Source organism: Mesorhizobium qingshengii, assembly GCF_027563465.1.
GTDB lineage: Bacteria > Pseudomonadota > Alphaproteobacteria > Rhizobiales > Rhizobiaceae > Mesorhizobium > Mesorhizobium qingshengii_A.
Map to the genome: position 1 here is coordinate 332,915 of NZ_JAPFQA010000007.1, position 18,921 is coordinate 351,835.

At 65.0% G+C, this 18,921-nt stretch carries 6 protein-coding genes; 3 read left to right on the forward strand and 3 right to left on the reverse strand.

Annotated features, from left to right (window positions below; translation table 11 throughout):
- Positions 1–29: 29 nt before the first annotated feature.
- From OOJ09_RS18490 to OOJ09_RS18500, 3 genes are all read right to left on the reverse strand, one after another.
- On the reverse strand, positions 30–1,682 hold the full coding sequence (locus OOJ09_RS18490; RefSeq protein WP_269906551.1) for an ABC transporter substrate-binding protein: 1,653 nt from the start codon (positions 1,680–1,682) through the stop codon (positions 30–32).
- Positions 1,683–1,948: 266 nt separating this feature from the next.
- Positions 1,949–8,002, reverse strand: a complete 6,054-nt coding sequence (locus tag OOJ09_RS18495) for a translocation/assembly module TamB domain-containing protein (RefSeq protein WP_269906552.1) — start codon at positions 8,000–8,002, stop codon at positions 1,949–1,951.
- Positions 8,003–8,005: 3 nt separating this feature from the next.
- The gene (locus tag OOJ09_RS18500) at positions 8,006–9,934 is read right to left on the reverse strand and encodes an autotransporter assembly complex protein TamA (protein ID WP_269906553.1); all 1,929 of its coding nucleotides are present in this window, start codon (positions 9,932–9,934) and stop codon (positions 8,006–8,008) included.
- A 271-nt stretch (positions 9,935–10,205) separates the two neighbouring features.
- Between OOJ09_RS18500 and OOJ09_RS18505 the strand changes: the two genes are divergently transcribed.
- The 3 genes from OOJ09_RS18505 (at position 10,206) to OOJ09_RS18515 (ending at position 18,751) form a co-directional block, all read left to right on the forward strand.
- Positions 10,206–15,704 (forward strand): alpha-2-macroglobulin family protein, encoded by a 5,499-nt coding sequence (locus OOJ09_RS18505; RefSeq protein ID WP_269906554.1) that lies wholly within the window; start codon positions 10,206–10,208, stop codon positions 15,702–15,704.
- A 215-nt stretch (positions 15,705–15,919) separates the two neighbouring features.
- On the forward strand, positions 15,920–18,010 hold the full coding sequence (gene pbpC / locus OOJ09_RS18510) for a penicillin-binding protein 1C (RefSeq protein WP_269906555.1): 2,091 nt from the start codon (positions 15,920–15,922) through the stop codon (positions 18,008–18,010).
- Between the two features lie 18 nt (positions 18,011–18,028).
- Positions 18,029–18,751 (forward strand): M15 family metallopeptidase, encoded by a 723-nt coding sequence (locus OOJ09_RS18515; protein ID WP_269906556.1) that lies wholly within the window; start codon positions 18,029–18,031, stop codon positions 18,749–18,751.
- Positions 18,752–18,921: the final 170 nt, after the last annotated feature.

Below are 18,921 nucleotides of genomic sequence, written 5' to 3' on the forward strand. Positions count from 1 at the left end.
GCAACGCCCCCTTCCCCCTTCGATCCGGATCAGGCCTGGTCGAGCCAGACCTTGCCGTAGTCATGCTCGTAGGTCGGGTGCATCTTGTAGTTCTGCACCGCCTTGACCGAGTGGCTGAAGAGCTTGCGCCAGTACGGCTGGATGATGATGCCGGAATCCTGCAGCACCTGCTCGATATCCTTCATCATCTCCTTGCGCTTGGCAGCGTCGGCGACCGAAAGCGCGGCGTTGAGCTTGGCATCCCAGTCGGGATTCGACCAGGCCGCCTCGTTCCAGGCTTCGCCGGTCCGGTAGGCGATGGCCAGAACCTGGACGCCGAGCGGGCGCATGTTCCAGTTGGTCATCGACAGCGGATACTTCGTCCAGTCGTTCCAGAACGTGGAACCCGGGAGCACGGTGCGCTTTACCTTGATGCCGGCGTCGCGCAGCTGGGCGGCGATCGCGTCGCCGGTGTTCTTGTGCCAGTCCTCGTCCACGGTGATCAGCTCGTGCTCGAAATCGGCCTGGCCGGCTTCCGCCATCAGGGCCTTCGCCTTGGCCGGGTCACGCTTGATCTTCGGCAGTTCGAAATATTCCGGATGGATCGCGCAGACATGGTGGTTCTCGGCGACGGTGCCGGCATTGCCGTAACCAAGCTGGAGGACGACATTGTTGTCGACACCGAGCTGCAACGCGTTGCGCACCTTCTGGTCGTCATAGGGCTTGTTCTTGACGTTGGTGCGGCACACGATGGTCGCCGCGGTCACCACTTCCGACTTCACCAGGTTCATGCCGTCGAGGATCGACACATAATCGGCCGAGGTTTCGAAGTTGGTGTGCACTTCGCCGGCTTCGAAGGCGCTGACCATGGCCGCCGGATCGGTGCCGTAGTCGATGAACTCGATGCCGTCGAGGAACACCTCGCCATCCCACCACTTGTCGTCGGCGCGGCGCTTGTAGACCACCTTCTGGCCGACATCGTAGGAGACGAGCTCGAACGGCCCGGTTCCGATCGGGCAGGATTTGAAGTCGCCACCCTTCTCGTCGAAGCTCTTGTGGACGATGAGGCCGGGATAGTCGCACATGTTCGGGATGAGCGCGATGTCAGGCTTGGTGAGCTTCAGCACGACCGTGTGATCGTCCTTCTTGGTCACTGCGCTTTCGTCGAGCTTGTCGTCCTTGACCAGCGAGCCGAGACGGCCGGGCATGGAATTGCCTTCGGCTTTCTTGTCGCCCCAGCGCTTCAGGTTGAAGATGACGTCGTCGGCGGTGAATGCATCGCCGTTCGACCACGTCACGCCCTTGCGCACATGCAGCGTGTATTCGGTGGCGTCGTCGTTCACGTCCCAGCTTTCCAGCAGATAGGGGCGGAACGTGTATTCGGTGGTGTACTTGACCAGCGGCTCGAGCGCCTGGCGCTCGGCATTGGCGATTTCCGACCAGTCGGACTTGCGCGGGTCCTTCGGATCCTTGATCCACTGCGCGACCTTGAGCGTGCCGCCCTTCTTGCCTTTTACCTCCTCGGCCTTGGCCGGCGTCGGGTCGGCGAGGCCGAGCAGGCCGTACGCCATTGCCGTCGATGCACCGAAGACGCTGGCCATGGCCAGGAATTCGCGGCGATCGACCTTGCCTGCCTTGGCTTCTTCGGCCATGGCCAGGATGTGATCCGGAACGCGATCGCCATTACTCTTGTAGATCGTCATGACTTAACTCCCATTGTTGGCTTTCCGCCTTTTAACATTCCGCATCCAGGCCCCGATGTCAAAGACGACATGGATTGGGAACATGTCCAGGAATGTGCAACTTTTGGAAGGGGGGCGGTTCGCGTGATAACGACAGTCTTGACGCAAAATTGCTACTGCCCGACGGATTCCGCTGGAATCTCGATAGTTGATTAAACTGAGGCATTTACCCAGGCCCGGACAGCACCAGTCTCAAGCCGCGATAAGGCCAAAACCCGGCCGAAACATCAATATTCCTTCTCGTAGAAGATGCCGCCCTTGGCTTCGCCGGCGTCGTTGGCCTCGCCGCGCAGCTTGACGCCGCGCCCGACATTGAGGTCGATGGTCGCCTTGCCCGAACCCGGCTTGTCGCCTTTCTGGATCGTCACGTAGGTGCGGTCGTTCAGATACTTGCCGGCCGAAACGGCGGTGCCGCCCTTGTCGTCGGTGGTAACGTCGAGATCGTCGACGCCGATGGCGCTGCGCAGGTTTTCGAGCAGCGACGTCGAGCCGCCGACGCCGGCCAACTGCCCGGCCGCTTCGGCGAGCTGGGCGATCTGCAGCGGCGACAGGTTCGACATCGAGCGACCGAAGATCAATTGCGCCAGCACCTCGTCCTCCGGCAATGCCGGCACCGAGGAGAAAGTGAATTTCGGATTGGTCGCCTCACCCGAAACGACAATGGTGACGGTGGCGCTGGTCGTCGTGGTTGTCGCCGTCAGGTTGAGATAAGGCACCAGCGAGCCGGAAAAGCCGACCGTGCCTTCAGTGAAGGTCAGCCGCTTGCCGAGGATCGAAAGCCGGCCGCGCTGCAGGGTGAAGGTGCCGACCGCTTGCGGCGACGAGGCCGGGCCGGTCAGCCTGAGCGAGCCGCCGAGCTCGGCATCGACGCCCCTGCCCTGAATGAAGATCTGGTTCGGCGCGTTGACCGTGACATCAAGGGCGAGACCGCTGCCGCCGCCACCGCCGCTGGTCGTCGCCGGGCGCAACGCCTTGTCCTGCGCCCGCACGGCACCCGGCGCGTTCTTGTGCTTGACGTCAAGCGCCGCCAGCGAGCCCGGCAGCTTGTCTGGAACCGTGATCACGGTTTTGGCGAGATTGATGGTTCCGGCAATCAGCGGCGCCGACGTCAGCGGTCCCTTGATCGTCAGGTCCCCACCGAGATTGGCTGTCACCACCCGGCCGTCCGTATAGCGGCCGTCGACCAGCTTGATCGACAGGTCGGCCGGGAAACCCTGCGCCGGATTGATGCCGACCGTGCCGCTGGCCGACAGGCTGCCGCGCGTCGACAGCGTTCCGGTCAGCCGGTTGATCCTGGCGACGCCGCCGCCGATCGACACGTCGGCGGCGATGTTGTTGACGGCAAGCCCCGAGCGCGCATCGATCAGGCGCGCGCCGGACGTGCTGACGCTGCCGCCGATGACAGGCGATGTCGCTGGACCGCGCACCTGCACGTTGACATTGGCCGTCCCGCTCAGCGACAGGCCCTGTGCCGCGAGCTTCTGGCTCAGGATGCCGAACGGCACGCCGCCATTGAAGTCGAGCACCAGCGCCGGCGTGCCCGACGTCGTCACCGTGCCGCCGCCCTTGAGGCCAAGGCCGGCGCCGTCGCCTATATTGGCATTGAAGGTCAGCTTGTTGGCGGCAAAGGTACCGGAAGAGGAAACGCTCAGCGCGGCGAGGCCCGCGGCGCGGGTCTGCGACGTCTGCACGCCGGCCGCGTCGATATTGAAGGCAACGGAGGGGCTTGCCGGTGGGCCCGTCACCTTTACCGTGCCCGAAATCGAACCGGCGGCATAGAGCCCCGGCGAGAAACTGTTGGCGAGCGACATCGGCACGCGCGCCAGCGTCGCGTTGATGTCGAGCGCCTGACCGACCTTGCCGGTCACCGTCGCCGTACCGCCCCCGAGGTTGAGCACCAGCCTGTCCAGGGTCGTCGTGCCATTGACGATGCTGATCGTCGAGGCCTGGGCGATGGCCGCCTTGATGCCCTGGACGGTGGCCTGGCCAGATGCAAGCTCGATGGTGGTGGTGCCGTTGACAACCTTCACCCGGCCCGTGGCCCTGGCCGGAATGCCCTTGACGGTGGCGCCGCCGGAAAAGCCGGTCCAGTCGCCGTCCCGCTTCAGATCGACGTCGATGCCGCTGATCACGGTGCCGCCCGAGATGACGGTGTCGGCGCGGATCTTTCCGGAGATCACCGGTGCCGCCAGATAGTTGGCGATCAGCGCATCGACCGAGACGGCTTTCGCCTGGAGGTCGCCGCGCGTGATCGAGGCCGCCGCCGCCTTGATCGCGACTTGGGGTGCTGTGCCATTCTTCGAGAAGGCGATCGTGCCGCGCACGTCGCCTTCGGCCTTTTCCAGCGCCAGTGCCGCAAGCGGTCCGATATCGGGCAGATCGAGCGAGACGGTGCCGACGGGCACGAACTTCTCATCCAGCGCCAGATCGCCGGAAATCCTGTTCTTGCCGAGCGACAGCAGCAGGCCGTTGATGGCGCTCTTGCCGTCCGCCGTCGCCAGCACCGCGCTGCCCTGCAGCGCCTGGCCGGCAACATTGCCGGTCAGCTGCACGTTCGCCGCCGGGTTGGCCGCATCGGCCTTGCCGGTGGCGGTGAGCTTCAGCCCGGTGATTTCGCGCTCCGCCACCAGCAGCCGATCGCTGTTGACCGTCAGCGACAAATCCGGTGCGATGGCCGGCCCCTGGGCGTTCAGCGCAAAGGCAATGGCGCCCTTGGCGTCTTTGGACAGCAACGAGATATCGGCAAGAGAGCCGGTGATATCAGCGGCCAGCTTGTTGTCGGCAAGGCTCGCCTGCCCCTGTGCGGTCAGTGCGCCCGAGACCAGCTTCAGCCCATCGACATTGATGCCGCCGTTCGGGTCGCGCTTCAGCGTGGCGCTGATCTGCGCGCGTTCGCCAAGCATACCCCGCGCCGCCGCCGGCAAGGCCGATGACGGGGCATCCGCGCTCAGCTGGAGGTCGATGGCGCCGTCGCTGAGGGATACCTGGCCGGCGACCTGGCTGTTGAGCGCATCGCTCTTGAGCGAACCGCTGTCGATGGCGACGGCGTCCGATGTCAGCCGGGCGTTGAGCGCTGCCGTGACCTTGCCGGCGATCAGCGGCGCGATGGCGGCGTTGTCGAGACCAACCTTGTCCACAGACACCGTGCCGGAAACCGGTCCGGCGCGGCTCTTGAGATCGAACGCGTCCGAATGCAATGCCAGGACAAGCCCGTCCACCTTGGCCGGGCTGGTGGTGACTGACGGCAGGATTGCGGAGACATCCAGGCGGGCCTTCGTGCTTTCGCCCGCAACCTTTGCCGACAGGGACTGGATCTCGATCTTCACCGGGCTCGCGGCACTGCCGAACGTCAGCGGCAGGCTGGGACCGGACGAGGTAAGATCGACGGCGAAATCGCTGGTGCCGTTCGGATTGATGGTACCGGCTGCCTTGCCTGAAATCTTGTCGCCGGAGAGCGTCGCATGGTCGAGAACGACGCCGCCGGCCATGGTGTAGCTGCCGGCCGCGTCGACCGCGAGCGGCCCGAGCCCGGCCTGGCGGGTCTGGCTGGTCTCGACACCAGCCACTTGCGCGTTGAACCGAACCTCGGGAGCGGACGGCGAACCGGTAACCTGTGCGGTGCCGCCGAGTGTGCCCACGGCATCGAGGCCGGGCGAAAAATCATTGGCAAGCGCTGCCGGCAGCGCGGAGAATTCCACTGCCAGATCGAGCGTCTGGCCGGCGGTGCCGGACAAGGCCACCGAGCCGCCGCCGACGTCGAGCGCCAGTTTTTCGACGCTGGTCGTGCCGTTGGCGATGGTCAGCCTCGACGGTGCCGCGATTGCCGCCTTGATGCCGCGAACCGTGGCCTCGCCCGAGACGATCTCGACACTGGTGGTGCCCTGGGCGATCTTGACCCGGCCGGCCACGGTCGCTGGAATGCCTGATATGGTGGCGCCGCCGGCGAAATTGGTCCAGTAGCCATCGCGTTTCAGGTCGACGCCGATGCCGCCGATTTCGGTGGTGCCCGAAGTGACGGTGTCGGCCTTGATGGTGCCGGAGATCGCCGGCGCCTTGAGATAGTTGGCAATCAGCGCGTTGACGGTGATGGCCTTGGCCGTCACCTCGCCGCGCGCGATCGACGTGCTCTTCGCATCGATGGCGACGGAGGGCGCGTCGCCCTCCTTGGCAAAGCGGATGGTGCCATTGATGTCGCCCGTCACCGCCTGGCCGGCAAGTGCCGCCAACTGGTCGATGGCTGGCGCGTCGAGCGTCAGCGTGCCCAATGGCGTGAACTTGTCGTCCAGCGCCAGGTCGCCCGAAACCTTGTTGTCGCCCAGCGAAACCAGGAAGCCATTGATCGAACGCCTGCCCTCGCTGGTCACCAGCGCAGCCTTGACGTCGAGCGGCTGGTTGTTGACGGAGCCGGTCAGCGAGACGTTGGCGGAAGGGCTTGATATGTCGGCCTTGCCGCTCGCGGTGAGCTTGATCGCCTTCAACGTTCGTCCGGACGCCGTCAGGCTGTCGCTGTCGGCGGAAACCGTGAAATCCGGCGCCGTCCTGGGTCCGCTGGCCGACAGTGCGAAATCGACGCCGCCGGCAACCGGCACGCCGACCATCGGCGACAGCACCGAGACGTCGCCCAGCCTGCCTTTGATATCGGCCTGGATGTCGGTGCCTTGCACGCTGGCAGTGCCGCTGGCGCTGAGCGAACCGGAGGTGAATGAGATCGAATTGGCGGCAAAAGCCCCCTGCGGATCGCGCGTCGCGGCGGCCGAGAACTTCACCCGCTCGCCGAGCACCGAGCTGATCTGCGGTGGCAAGGCCGTCGACACGGCGTCGGCATTCATCTTGAGCTGCATCGACAGATCGGCAAGCGCGACCGTCATGGTGAGCGAGGCGTTGAGCGCGTCGGAGCGCAACGTGCCCTGGTCGATGGCGATGGCGTCCTTGCTGACCGATCCGGCCAGGTCGACATCGACCTTGCCGGTAACCAGCGGCGCCAGCGTCGCGACATCGGTCTTCAGGCCGCCCGCCTGCAGCCTGACGGCAACCGGCCCGGCACGGTTCTGGATATCGAAGCCGTCGGAGTGTATCTGCGCCGCCAGGTCGTTCAGCTGGGTGCCACCCGCCACCACCGAAGCCAGCGAGGCACTGATATCGACGATCGGCGCCTTGCCGTCGCCGAACGCACGGGCGGTGGCATTCCTGATCGCCAGCCCGATCGGCTGCGCGGCGCTTCCCACGGTGATCTGCACGGGCGCGCCCTTGGCGGCGAGTTCAACCGAGAGATCGCTGGCGCCGGCAGGATCGGCGATGCCGGTCGCGGTGCCATGCACGGCATCAGTGTCGATGCTGGCCCGATCGATGCTGATGCCGCCAGCTGATGTCGCGGTGCCCGCGACATCGAAGCTGGTCTTGCCGGCAAACAGCGGCCTCAGATTTTCGGGCAGGAAATGCTCGAACTTACCGTCGCCCTTGGCCTCGACATGGCTGCCCTTGTCGGTCGACTGGTGGCGGCCCGTCAGCTGAGTGACGATCTTGCCGTCGACCGTGAACGTGGCGATGCCGTTCCAGTTGGCGAGCGGTCCCGTGCCCGAGACGGTTATGTCGACTGGCGGCGTATCGGGCAGCTCGAGCAGATTGGCGATGATACCGCCTGCCGGCTCCGAGGCCTTCAGGTCGAGGTCGAGCCTGTTGTCCGCTGGCGCAAAGTGGATTTTGGCATCGACATTGCCCTGCTTGCCGTCATGGCGGGCGATGTTGAGTGTCGTTTCGACCGCCAGCGGCGCGGCGTCGGCCTTGAGCATCCCTTTGGCGGCAAGTTCGGCGATGCCGCTGCCGGCCAGCTGCTGGCCAAGCGCGATTTCGGGCAGGTCGATCTGCTTGATGTCGATGGAAACAGGCAGCGTCGTCGTACCGCTCTGCGCCGGCTGTTGGGTACCGGCCACCGGCAGCCGCGCCAGTTCGATACGGTCGGCGGCAATGCGGTCAGCACTGAAATTCTTCGACAGCAGCGCCAGCGGTGACCAGTCGACGGCGACCTTGCGGGCCACCAGCCAGGCACCCTCCCGGTCCTCCAGCACGACATCATCCACCGTCAAGGCGCCCGACCAGATACCGTTTATGCCGCTGACCGTGATCTTGCGGTCGTCGCTCGAGGCCAGCCGCGAAACGATGCCGGCGAGATTGTCGCGGCCGCGCTCGGTCTTGGTCAGCACGACGAGCGCGCCGATCGTCCCGGCGACCACGATGAGCAACGTGTAAAGGACAATGCGAAGGATGCGCTTGAATATCTTCATCGCTCAGAACGCCTGTCCGATGCCGGCATAGATGCCGAAATGCGGATCGCCTGGATCCCGGTTGAGCGGTACGGCGGCGTCGATGCGCAGCGGCCCGAACGGCGTGACATAGCGCAGGCCGACACCGGCGCCGACCTTGACGTCGGAGAAGTTGGGCACCGATCTGGTTGACACCGTGCCGGCATCGACGAACGGCACGATGCCGATCGTGTCGGTGACGGCAATACGCATCTCGACCGAGGTCTCGAAGAAGGACAGGCCGCCGATCGGCTGGCCGGTGGAATCCTTGGGGCCGATGCCCTGATAGGCGTAGCCGCGCACCGAACCGCCGCCGCCGGAGTAGAAGCGTCGATCGGCCGGAACGTTCGCAAGCCCGGTGCCGACGATCGAGCCAACCGTAACACGTTCGGCCAGAACGAATTTCGAAGCCGTATCCAGCGACTGATAGGCCGATCCCTCGCCCTTGAGCTTGAGGAAGGCCGCGCCGCTCAGGATGTCGTAGCTCGGTTCGGCATAGGCCAGCACCCGGAAGCCGCTGGTTGGGTTCAGCCGATTGTCCCTGTTGTCATAGACATATTGCAGCGGAATGCTGGCGATCAGATATCTGTGCTTGCCGAAGGCGTCATGGATCCGTGAATAGTCGAGCGCGACCTCAGCCGACACCGTCTGTTTCTTGGTCAGTTCGTAGGACAGGCCGGTGCTGCCCTTGACCGAGAAACGATCGTAGGCGTCCGGATGCTCGAGCACGGTCTTGAAGCGGGCGAAGAATTTCGACGCCGGGCCGATCACGCCCGGCTTTTCGAACATGACGCCGGCATTGTAGTTGAGCTTGGAGAGATCATTGCTGCCGATGCCGCTAATGGCGCCGTCGATGCGCAGCTTTTCGGCCCGGCCGAACAGGTTGCGGTGGCCCCAATAGCCTTCCAGGCCGAGCCCCTCGGTGTTGGAAACGGTCCCGCCAAGCCCGAAATAACGCGGCTTGCGCTCGCTGACCTGGACGCCGATCGGAATGTTGCCGTCGGCGTCGAGCTTGTCGGCTTCCTTGAACGTCACGCTGTTGAAGACCTCGAGCGCCAGCAGCCTGTCGCGCGCGTCGCTGATCTCCTGTGGCGAGTATTGCCGGCCGCGCTTGAGGCCGGTCATGTATTCGGTGAAGTCGCGATCGACCTTCTCGGTGCCCTCAACCGTGGTGTCACCGTAGCCGGCGACCGGCCCGGCGGCGACCGTCAGCGTCACGTCGAGCGTCGAGGTCGCATGGTCGGCGACGATCTGACGATCGGTCACCTTGGCCAGCGGCCTGCCCTCCTGCTTCAGCGCCCGCACGATCAGCGCCTCGGCCTTGAGCACCGCGCCGGACCCGGCGTCGCCGCCGGCGATCAGGCCGTAATCGGCGCCCATCAGCCCCGCCGCATCGCCTTCCAGCCTTATATTGCCGAGGGTGAATTTGGGGCCGCTGGCGATGTCGACGACCACCGGGACCGGCTGCGGGCCCTTGAATTCGGCATCCGGCGGCAAATCGTCAAGCAGCTTGCCGTCGATGGTGATGGTGACGACGCCTTCGTAGCGCGCATCGGCATAAAGGGCGGCGACAAGCTGTTCGCGATCGCTGCGCGCCTTGGCCAGCAGCCCCAGCGACCCGGAAACCGGGTGCCCCTCGTCGCCCTTGAGCGCCGAGGCGTTTTCGAGCCTCTTGACCAGATCCTTGTCGGCATCGGGCGCATTGATGGTCACGGCATAGTGCAGCGGATCGACGATGTCGGCATCCGCGTCGCTGGAGGAACCCCACAGCTTGATGCCGAAAAGCTCGAAAGCGGCCGCCGGCCTCGATTCGGTGACAAGCGCGGTCGAGCAAATCACGGCCAAAAGCAGGGCGCGCGAAAGCACACGCCCTGGCGCGGTACCTCCTGACATCTGCTCTTCATGCGCCGGCATTAAGACAACCTAGGTTACAAAACTAAAATTGGAATGAAGTTCTGAAGCGCTCGTAAAGGGGCCACAATCCAATTGTCTGAAATAGCACGGGCTTGGAATTCACACCTCTTTGCTTGCCGCAAGAAAGCGTGATCCCCTGTCCTATGGAGGTACTACCGGCCATTGGCCGGAAAGGAAACCGTTGGCAGGCGGAACCCTGCCGCGTCCCTGTGTTGACAAGCTTGACTGAAGCTTGATCATGCCCGGACGTCAGCAGTGTCTGGAGGGTGTTATGACAATGCGCGCGGCTCGTGGTCTGTCGATCCTGATCCTTCTGTTTTTCGCCTGGGCTAATGTCTTCGCCTGGAGTGGCGTCGCGCAAGCGGCCGAAGCCCGGCGAATCGCGACGACCGTCAATTCCGACTATTTTGGCTTTGACCTCAGGTCCGACCAGAATGTCACGCTCGATCAGTGCAAGACGACATGTCTGGGCGATCCGGCCTGCCGCGCATTCACGTACAATACCAAGGCCAAATGGTGTTTCCTCAAATCCGACTACAACCAGCTCAAACCCTTCAACGGGGCGGTCGCCGGCAAGGTCGTCAAAATCGACGGCGACCCCGACATCGGCGCACCGCCGGAACTCGCCTTCTTCCCCAACTGGATGGCCGATCAGGCCCAGCAATACCGCAACAAGCTGCTCGGCCCGGCCTATATCAAGCCGACCGACGGGCTGGCGGCGCTGATGAGCGCGGCCGAGCAGTCCGTGCTTACCGGCGACCACCGCTCCGCCATGCTCAGATACGAAGGCGCCGTGTCGGTCATGCCCGATGATGGCCAGCTCTGGCTTGCCCTGGCGCGTGAAACGCTGGCCGTGCAGCCCGCCGCCAACACATCCGATGCCTCCACTTTGCCGGCAAACGGCACTTCGGCCGCCTACAACGCCTACAAGCTGCTGCGCACCACCAAGACGCGCGCCGAGGTACTGGCTTTGCTCGGCAACGGCCTCGACAAGCGCGACCTTTACCGGCCGGCATTGCAGGCCTATGAGGCGAGCCTTGCGCTGGTGCCCTCGCCGGCCGTCCAGGCCGACTATGCCGATCTGAAAGCCCGCAAGGGTTTCCGCGTCATCGACCACACCGTCGACGCCGACACCAGCGCGCCGCGCATCTGCGCGCAATTCTCCGAGGACCTGGTCAAGACCGGCGTCGACTACGCGCAGTTCGTCACGGTCGACAACGCGCCGCCCAAGGGCGTCGAGGCGAAGGACAAGCAGATCTGCGTCGAGGGACTGGAGCACGGCCAGCATTACGACGTCACCTTCCGCGCCGGCCTGCCGGCGGCCATCGGCGAAGTGACCGCCGCACCTGTGGTGCTGTCGATCTATGTGCAGGACCGGGCGCCCTCGGCCCGCTTCACAGGCGACAGCTTCGTGCTGCCGGCCGGCGCGCGCCGCGGCATTCCGGTCGTCACCGTCAACATGAACGCCGCCGAGATGAAGCTCTACCGCATCGGCGACCGCTCGCTGGCCCAGCTTCTGTCTGGCTACCAGTTCCTCCACCAGCTCGACGGCTATGACATCTCCAACATTTCCGAGCAGATGGGCGCGCCGGTCTGGCAGGGCCAGCTCGACATCGTCAATGACCTCAACAAGGAGGTCACCACCTCCTTCCCGGTCGACGAAGCGCTGCCGCAGCGCAAGCCGGGCGTCTATGTGCTGACCGCCCAGGCCGTCAACGCAAAGAGCGACGACTACAACTCGATGGCCACGCAGTGGTTCGTCGTCTCCGACATCGGCCTGTCGACCTATACCGGCCAGGACGGGCTCAACGTCTTTGCCCGTTCGCTGGGCAGCGCCAAGCCGATAGCGGGCGCCGAACTGACGCTGGTTGCCCGGAACAATGAGGTTCTCGGCACCGCGACATCGGATGCCGACGGCCACGCCGTCTTCAACCCCGGCCTGACGCGCGGCGATGGCGGCATGGTTCCGGCCGTTTTGATGGCGAAGCAGGGAGACAATGATTTTGTCTTCCTCGACATGTCCAAAGCCGGCTTCGACCTGTCCGACCGTGGCGTCACCGGACGCGCGGCGCCCGGCGCGCTCGACGTCTATGCCTGGACCGAACGCGGCATCTACCGCGCCGGCGAGGATGTTCATGTCGCCGCCCTTGCCCGCGACGGTGCCGCCAAGGCGGTCGAGAACCTGCCTCTGACCTTCATCTTCTCGCGCCCCGACGGCGTCGAGGACCGCCGCATCGTCAGTGACGGCGCATCGGCCGGCGGCCATGCCGTCGACCTGCCGCTCGAGCCCAACGCCATGCGCGGCACCTGGTCGGTGTCTATCTACACCGACCCCAAGCAGCCGGCGGTGGCCAGCCAGATGTTCCTGGTCGAGGATTTCGTGCCGGATCGCATCGAATTCGACATGACCGCCGACAAAAAGGAGATCGCGCAGGGCGAGACCGCCAATATCAACATTGACGGCCGCTTCCTCTATGGCGCTCCGGCGGCGGGCCTCGCGCTGGAAGGCGAGTTGACGCTGTCGACGTCCCGCGATTGGGACCGCTTCCAGGGCTTTTCCTTCGGCCTCGCCGACGAGCAGTCGGCCGAACCCTCGGTCACCCCCCTCACCGGTCTGCCGGTGGTTGGCGACGACGGCAAGGTGACCTTCCCGATCTCGGTCGAGCAACTGCCCTCGACCACCAAGCTGGTCGACGCCAAGGTGACGGTGCGCATGCGCGAAACCGGCGGCCGCGCCATCGAGCGTTCGCTCAACATCGGCATCCGTCCGCAAGGCCATATGATCGGCATCCGTCCGGATTTCGCCGACAATGAAGTGCCGCAGGGCGGCACGGCCAAGTTCAGCCTGATTGCCGTCGACCCCGACGGCAAGCGCGAAGCGCTGAAGGGCGCGCAGTGGACGCTGGTCAAGGTCGAACGCAATTACCAATGGTACCGCTCCAACAACTCCTGGAACTACGAGCCGGTCACCTTCACCAAGTCGATCGCCAACGGCCAGGTCGACCTCGGCGCCGATGGCGACGCAACCGTCTCCGTGCCGGTCGACTGGGGCCAGTATCGGCTGGAGGTCGAAACATCCGATCCCGATGGACCGGCGACCAGCTACGAGTTCGATGCCGGCTGGTATGTCGCCTCGACCACCACCGAAACGCCCGATGGCCTGGAAATCGCCCTCGACAAGGATACCTATGCCGCCGGCGAAGTGGCCAAGCTCAAGGTCTCGCCGCATTTTGCCGGCGAACTGCTGATCAACATCGGCGCCGACAAGCTGTTGAAGACCGTCACGGCGACCGTGCCGGCTGGCGGCAGCACCGTCGACATCCCGGTTGGCGATGATTGGGGCGCCGGCGCCTATGTCACTGCAACCCTGTTCCGGCCAGGCGATGCGCAGGAAACGCGCATGCCGGCCCGCGCCATCGGCGTGAAATGGCTGAAGGTCGATCCGGGCTCGAAGAAGCTCGCCGTCACCTTGACGCCGCCGGACAAGACCATGCCGCGCCAGCAACTGTCGATCCCGGTTTCCGTGGCCGGTGTGCAGCCGGGCAGCAACGCCTATGTCATGGTTGCCGCCGTCGATGTCGGCATCCTCAACCTGACCAACTACAAGGTGCCGGATCCGGAGAACTGGTTCTTCGGCCAGCGCATGCTGGGCATGGAGATCCGCGACATCTACGGCCGCCTGATCGACGGCGCGCTGGGCAATACCGGCAAGCTCAGGACCGGCGGTGACGGCGCTAACATGCAGACGCAAGGCAGCCCGCCGACCGAAAAGCTGGTCGCCTTCTTCTCCGGCCCCGTCCAGCTTGACGCCGACGGCAAGGCGCGGATCGACTTCGACATCCCGCAGTTCAACGGCACCGTGCGCGTCATGGCCGTCGCCTGGACGAAGGAAGCGGTCGGCCATGCCCAGTCCGACGTCATCGTGCGTGATCCCATAGTGATCACCGCCGGCCTGCCACGCTTCCTTTCGCCTGGCGACGCCGCCGTCATGCGCCTCGACGTCGCCGATACCGACGGCCCGGCCGGCGACTACAAGCTTTCGATCGATACGACGGGCGATCTGTCCACCGGCGACAAGCCGCTGCCCGAAAAGCTGACGCTCGCAAAAGGCAAACGCCAGACGCTGACCGTGCCGCTGGTTGCCCATACGGCGGGCAATGCCTCGATCACCATCAAGCTTGCCCACGCCGACGGCACCGCTGTCGAACAGACGCTCTATGTGCCGGTGCGCCCGGCGCAGTTGCCGGTCACCACCCGTCTGGTCGTCGACCTCAAGGGCAATGGCGGCGCGCTGCGCGTCGACAAGGAGCTCTTGGCGGCAAGCCTGCTTGACGGCGCCTCGGTCAGCGTCGGCGTCTCGCAGGCGGCAGCCTTCGACGTGCCGTCGCTCTTGATGACGCTCGACCGCTACCCCTATGGTTGCGCCGAGCAGACCACCAGCCGCGCCATGCCCCTTCTCTACGTCAACGAGATGGCATCCGGCATCGGCATGGCCAGCGACCCCGACCTGCATGGCCGTGTCCAGGACGCCATCTACAAGGTGCTGAGCTACCAGGCCGCGGCCGGCAGCTTCGGCCTGTGGGGTCCGGGCTCTGGCGATTTGTGGCTCGACGCCTACGTCACCGACTTCCTGACCAGGGCGCGCGAGCAGAAATACGATGTGCCGAGCCTGGCCATGAACCAGGCGCTGGGCAATTTGCAGAACTCGCTCGGCTACGACCAGAGCGTACAGGACCGCGGCAGCGAGATTGCCTACGCCCTCTACGTGCTGGCCCGCAACAAGAAGGCCTCGATCGGCGATCTGCGCTACTATGCCGACACCCAGCTCGAAGCCTTCTCGAGCCCGATGGCGGTTGCCCAGCTGGCGGCGAGCCTGGCGCTCTACGGCGACACCCAGCGCTCGGAAGCGACGTTCCGGACAGCCCTGCAGCTCGCCAAATCGACCACCGAGTATGACTACTACCGCTCCGACTATGGCTCGCCGCTGCGTGACGGCGCGGCGATGCTGGCGCTGGCGGCGGAATCGAAGCCGGTGCCGACGATCGTGCCGGAGCTGATCAAGCTGGTGACCAGGGAACGCGCCGAAGCCCGCTGGACCAGCACCCAGGACGATTCCTGGATGCTGCTGGCGGCCCGTGCGCTGAAGGAAGGCAATGATTCGATCACGCTGACCGTCAATGGCGCGCCGCATGCCGGCGGCTATTCCGACCAGATCAACGGCAGTGACCTGGTCGACAGCCCGCTCACCATCGCCAACACTGGTAAGACCCCGCTGCAGGCCGTCGTCACCACGGTGGCGTCGCCGATCCAGCCCTTGCCGGCCAGCGGCGACGGCTTCACCATCGACCGCACCTACTACAAGCTCGACGGCACCGAAGCCAACGTCACCGAGGCGACCCAGAACGAACGCTATGTCGTCGTGCTCAAGATCTACGAGCAGAACAGCTGGCCTTCGCGCCTGCTGATCACCGACCTGTTGCCGGCAGGTTTCGAGATCGACAATCCGGGCCTGGTCTCCAGCGCGCAATTGTCGAACTTCTCCTGGCTGGCGCAGACCGATGCCGCCCACCTCGAATTCCGCGACGACCGTTTCGTCGCGGCCTTCAACCCCAATGATGGCGACGGCGACCGCAACATCACGCTTGCCTATGTGGTGCGCGCGGTGACGCCGGGCACCTATGCCCATCCGGCGGCAACGGTGGAGGACATGTACCGGCCGCAATATTCGGCCCGCACCGCCACCGGCATGATGGAGATCAAGGCGCCGTAAGGCCCGATGGTGGCGATCATGAACAGGACGATTGCGCTGCCCCTCATCCGCCTGCCGGCACCTTCTCCCCGTATAGAGACGGGGAGAAGGTGGCTGTCGCGATCATCAGCATCTATTCTGCAATTTTGGAAATTGGCGAAAGCCTCTGCGCAGGCTTCTTTCTCCCCGTCTCTATACGGGGAGAAATGCCCGGCAGGGCAATGAGGGGTGGCGCCATGCTTCCCAAGAAATTCCTGCGTCGCACGGCCATTGCTGGAGCCTCCCTGGCCGGCCTCACGGCAATCGCCACCGCTGGCCTCTGGGAACTCGACCGCGCCTTCCCGCCCCCGCTCCAGGCGGAACTCACCGTCTCCACCGAGGTCCAGGACCGAGACGGCCAGCTGTTGCGCGCCTTCGCCACGCCGGACGGTTACTGGCGGCTCGAAACCCGGCTCGACCAGGTCGACAAACAGTTCGTCGACATGCTGGTCACCTATGAGGACAAGCGCTTCTGGGATCATGAGGGCGTCGACGTGCTGGCGCTGGCCCGTGCCGCCGGCCAGTTCGCCGCCAGCGGCCATATTGTCTCCGGCGGCTCGACGCTGTCGATGCAATTGGCCCGGCTGATCGAACCGCGCGAAAGCCGCAGCCTCGGCTCCAAGATCAAGCAGATGCTGCGCGCCATCCAGATCGAGCGGCGGCTGTCCAAGCGCGAGATTCTCGAACGCTACCTGACACTAGCGCCCTATGGCGGCAATCTCGAAGGCGCGCGCGCTGCCTCGCTTGCCTATTTCGGCAAGGAGCCGAAGCGGCTGACTGTTTCGGAAGCCGCCCTGCTCGTCGCTCTGCCGCAGCTGCCGGAAAAGCGCCGGCCCGACCGCAATCTGCAGATTGCGCATGCCGCCCGCGACCGGGTGCTGACCCGCATGGTGTCCTCCGGCCTGCTCGGCGAACGCGAGGCGGCGCGCGCCGCGCTCGATGATGTGTCTGGCCTGCGCCGCACGCTGCCTGCGCTCGCCGCCCACGCCGCCTATGCGATGCTGCCCAGGGCGGTGCCCGGCCAGCCCTTGCGATTGACCATCCGCAAAAGTGTCCAGGAAGGGCTGGAACAGGTGGCGAGGGATGCCGCCACCAAGCTTGGACCGCGCCTGTCCGTCGCCATAGTGCTGGCCGACGCCCGCACTGGCGATATCCTTGGCGAGGTCGGCTCGGCCAATTTCTTCGACGCCAGCCGCTCCGGCTGGATCGACATGACCAAGATCGTGCGCTCGCCCGGCTCGACGCTGAAGCCCTTTATCTACGGGCTTGCCTTCGAACAAGGCCTGGTGGCGCAGGAAACGCTGATCGAGGACAGCCCGGTCGATTTCGGCGGCTACCGGCCGAAGAATTTCGACATGGGCTACCAGGGCGATGTCAGCATCCGCCAGGCGCTGCAACTGTCGCTCAACGTGCCGGCGATCCGCGTGCTCGACGCGGTCGGCCCGGCACGCCTGACCGCACGTTTCCGCCAGGCCGGTGTAAACCCCATACTGCCGGTCAACGAGGCGCCCGGCCTCGCCATCGGCCTTGGCGGCGTCGGCGTCACATTGCGCGATCTCGTCCAGCTCTACACAGGGCTCGCCAATGGCGGCAAGACACACACGCTGCATGACGGCACCGAGCCGGCAACCGCCGAGCGCACCACCGCCACCATCCTCGACGATCAGGCGAACTGGCAGATCATCGACATCCTGTCGGGCGTCAAGCCGCCCGAGGGTGCCTCGCAGCGCGGCATCGCCTACAAGACCGGCACCTCTTACGGCTACCGTGACGCCTGGTCGGTCGGCTTCGACGGCCGCTATGTGCTGGGCGTCTGGGTTGGCCGCCCCGATGCCGGCGCGGTGCCGGGCCTGTCCGGTTATGTTTCGGCCGCCCCCATCCTGTTCGAGGGCTTCGTCCGCTCGGGCCTGGCCACCGTGCCGTTGCCGGGCAAGCCGCCAGGTGTGTTCAGTCCCAAGCGGGAGGACCTGCCGGTAACGCTCGCCCGCTTCGGCGCCGGCGCGGACGGCCTGGTGCAGGCAACGGTGACCGAACCCGCGCCGACCATCATCTTTCCGCCTGACGGCGCCCGCGTCGATCTCGCCACCAACTCGGCCGATGCCTCGCCGCTGGTGCTCAAGCTGCAAGGCGGCCGCGCGCCGTTCCGCTGGCTGGCCAATGGCAAGCCGCTCACCGGCATCGACCGCCGCCGCACCGCGACCTGGCAGCCGGACGGCGCCGGCTATTCGACCCTGACCGTGATCGACGCCGCGGGACGGGCGGCCAGTGTGAAGGTCTTTGTCGAGTGAAAGCGCTGCTTGAATAGAATGCGCCAGGCGATTCAGCGCATTGGCTTTTGCGCTCTGACGGTTGCAGCCTTCGTTCTGCCGGCACAGGCCGACGCCTTGCCCGCCGGCTTTGTTCGCCTTGCCGATATCGATGCCTCGATCCGCCAGGACATCCGCTACGCCGGATCCGACAATTTCCTGCACCGCAAGGTGACCGCCTACGACGCGCCGGTCTGCATCCTCACCCGACAGGCGGCGGAAGCCCTCTCCGGCGTTCAGAAGGCCATTGCCGCCCGTGGCCTCACGCTGGTTGTGTTCGACTGCTATCGCCCTGCCCGCGCCGTGGCCGACATGGGCGAATGGACTGGAAAAGGCGGACCACCCGATCCGCACTGGTATCCGAAAGCCAGGCGCGGCGATCTCCTCGCCAAGGGCTATGTCGCCCGCCTGTCGGCGCATTCGCGCGGCTCGACTGTCGATCTTGCCATCGCCCAAAGAGTTCGTGGGTCCATACCGAAACCGGCCTGTGGCACTGTCGATGCCGACACGCTCGATTTCGGCACCGGCTTCGACTGCTTTGACCCGATGAGCGAAACCGCCTACCGCCCCCTCGGCAAGGAAGCGGCGGCAAGCCGCAAAATGCTTGTCGATGCCATGCGCGCCGGCGGCTTCGTGAACTATGCCCGCGAATGGTGGCACTTCACACTTGTGAATGAGCCGTTTGCGAAAGAGCGCTTCGATTTCCCTGTTACCGCCGAGTAAATCGCTGGACCAGTCCCATGCGACCTTGCCTCAACACTCCTTATTTCTAGATAGGCCAAAGTGGCGGCACGGATTCGTCGCACAGGGCATGCCGAGGTAAATATTTCCCAACATGGCGAAATCTCGTCGAGAATTTTCTTCAAGAGGGCGAAAAAGGCAACATTGATTGC

Bases quoted from the DNA above. Each gene is read 5' to 3' on its own strand.
- OOJ09_RS18490 (WP_269906551.1), bottom strand. From the start codon at position 1,682: ATGACGATCTACAAGAGTAATGGCGATCGCGTTCCGGATCACATCCTG.
- pbpC (WP_269906555.1), top strand. From the start codon at position 15,920: ATGCTTCCCAAGAAATTCCTGCGTCGCACGGCCATTGCTGGAGCCTCC.
- OOJ09_RS18500 (WP_269906553.1), bottom strand. From the start codon at position 9,934: ATGCCGGCGCATGAAGAGCAGATGTCAGGAGGTACCGCGCCAGGGCGT.
- OOJ09_RS18505 (WP_269906554.1), top strand. From the start codon at position 10,206: ATGACAATGCGCGCGGCTCGTGGTCTGTCGATCCTGATCCTTCTGTTT.
- OOJ09_RS18495 (WP_269906552.1), bottom strand. From the start codon at position 8,002: ATGAAGATATTCAAGCGCATCCTTCGCATTGTCCTTTACACGTTGCTC.
- OOJ09_RS18515 (WP_269906556.1), top strand. From the start codon at position 18,029: ATGCGCCAGGCGATTCAGCGCATTGGCTTTTGCGCTCTGACGGTTGCA.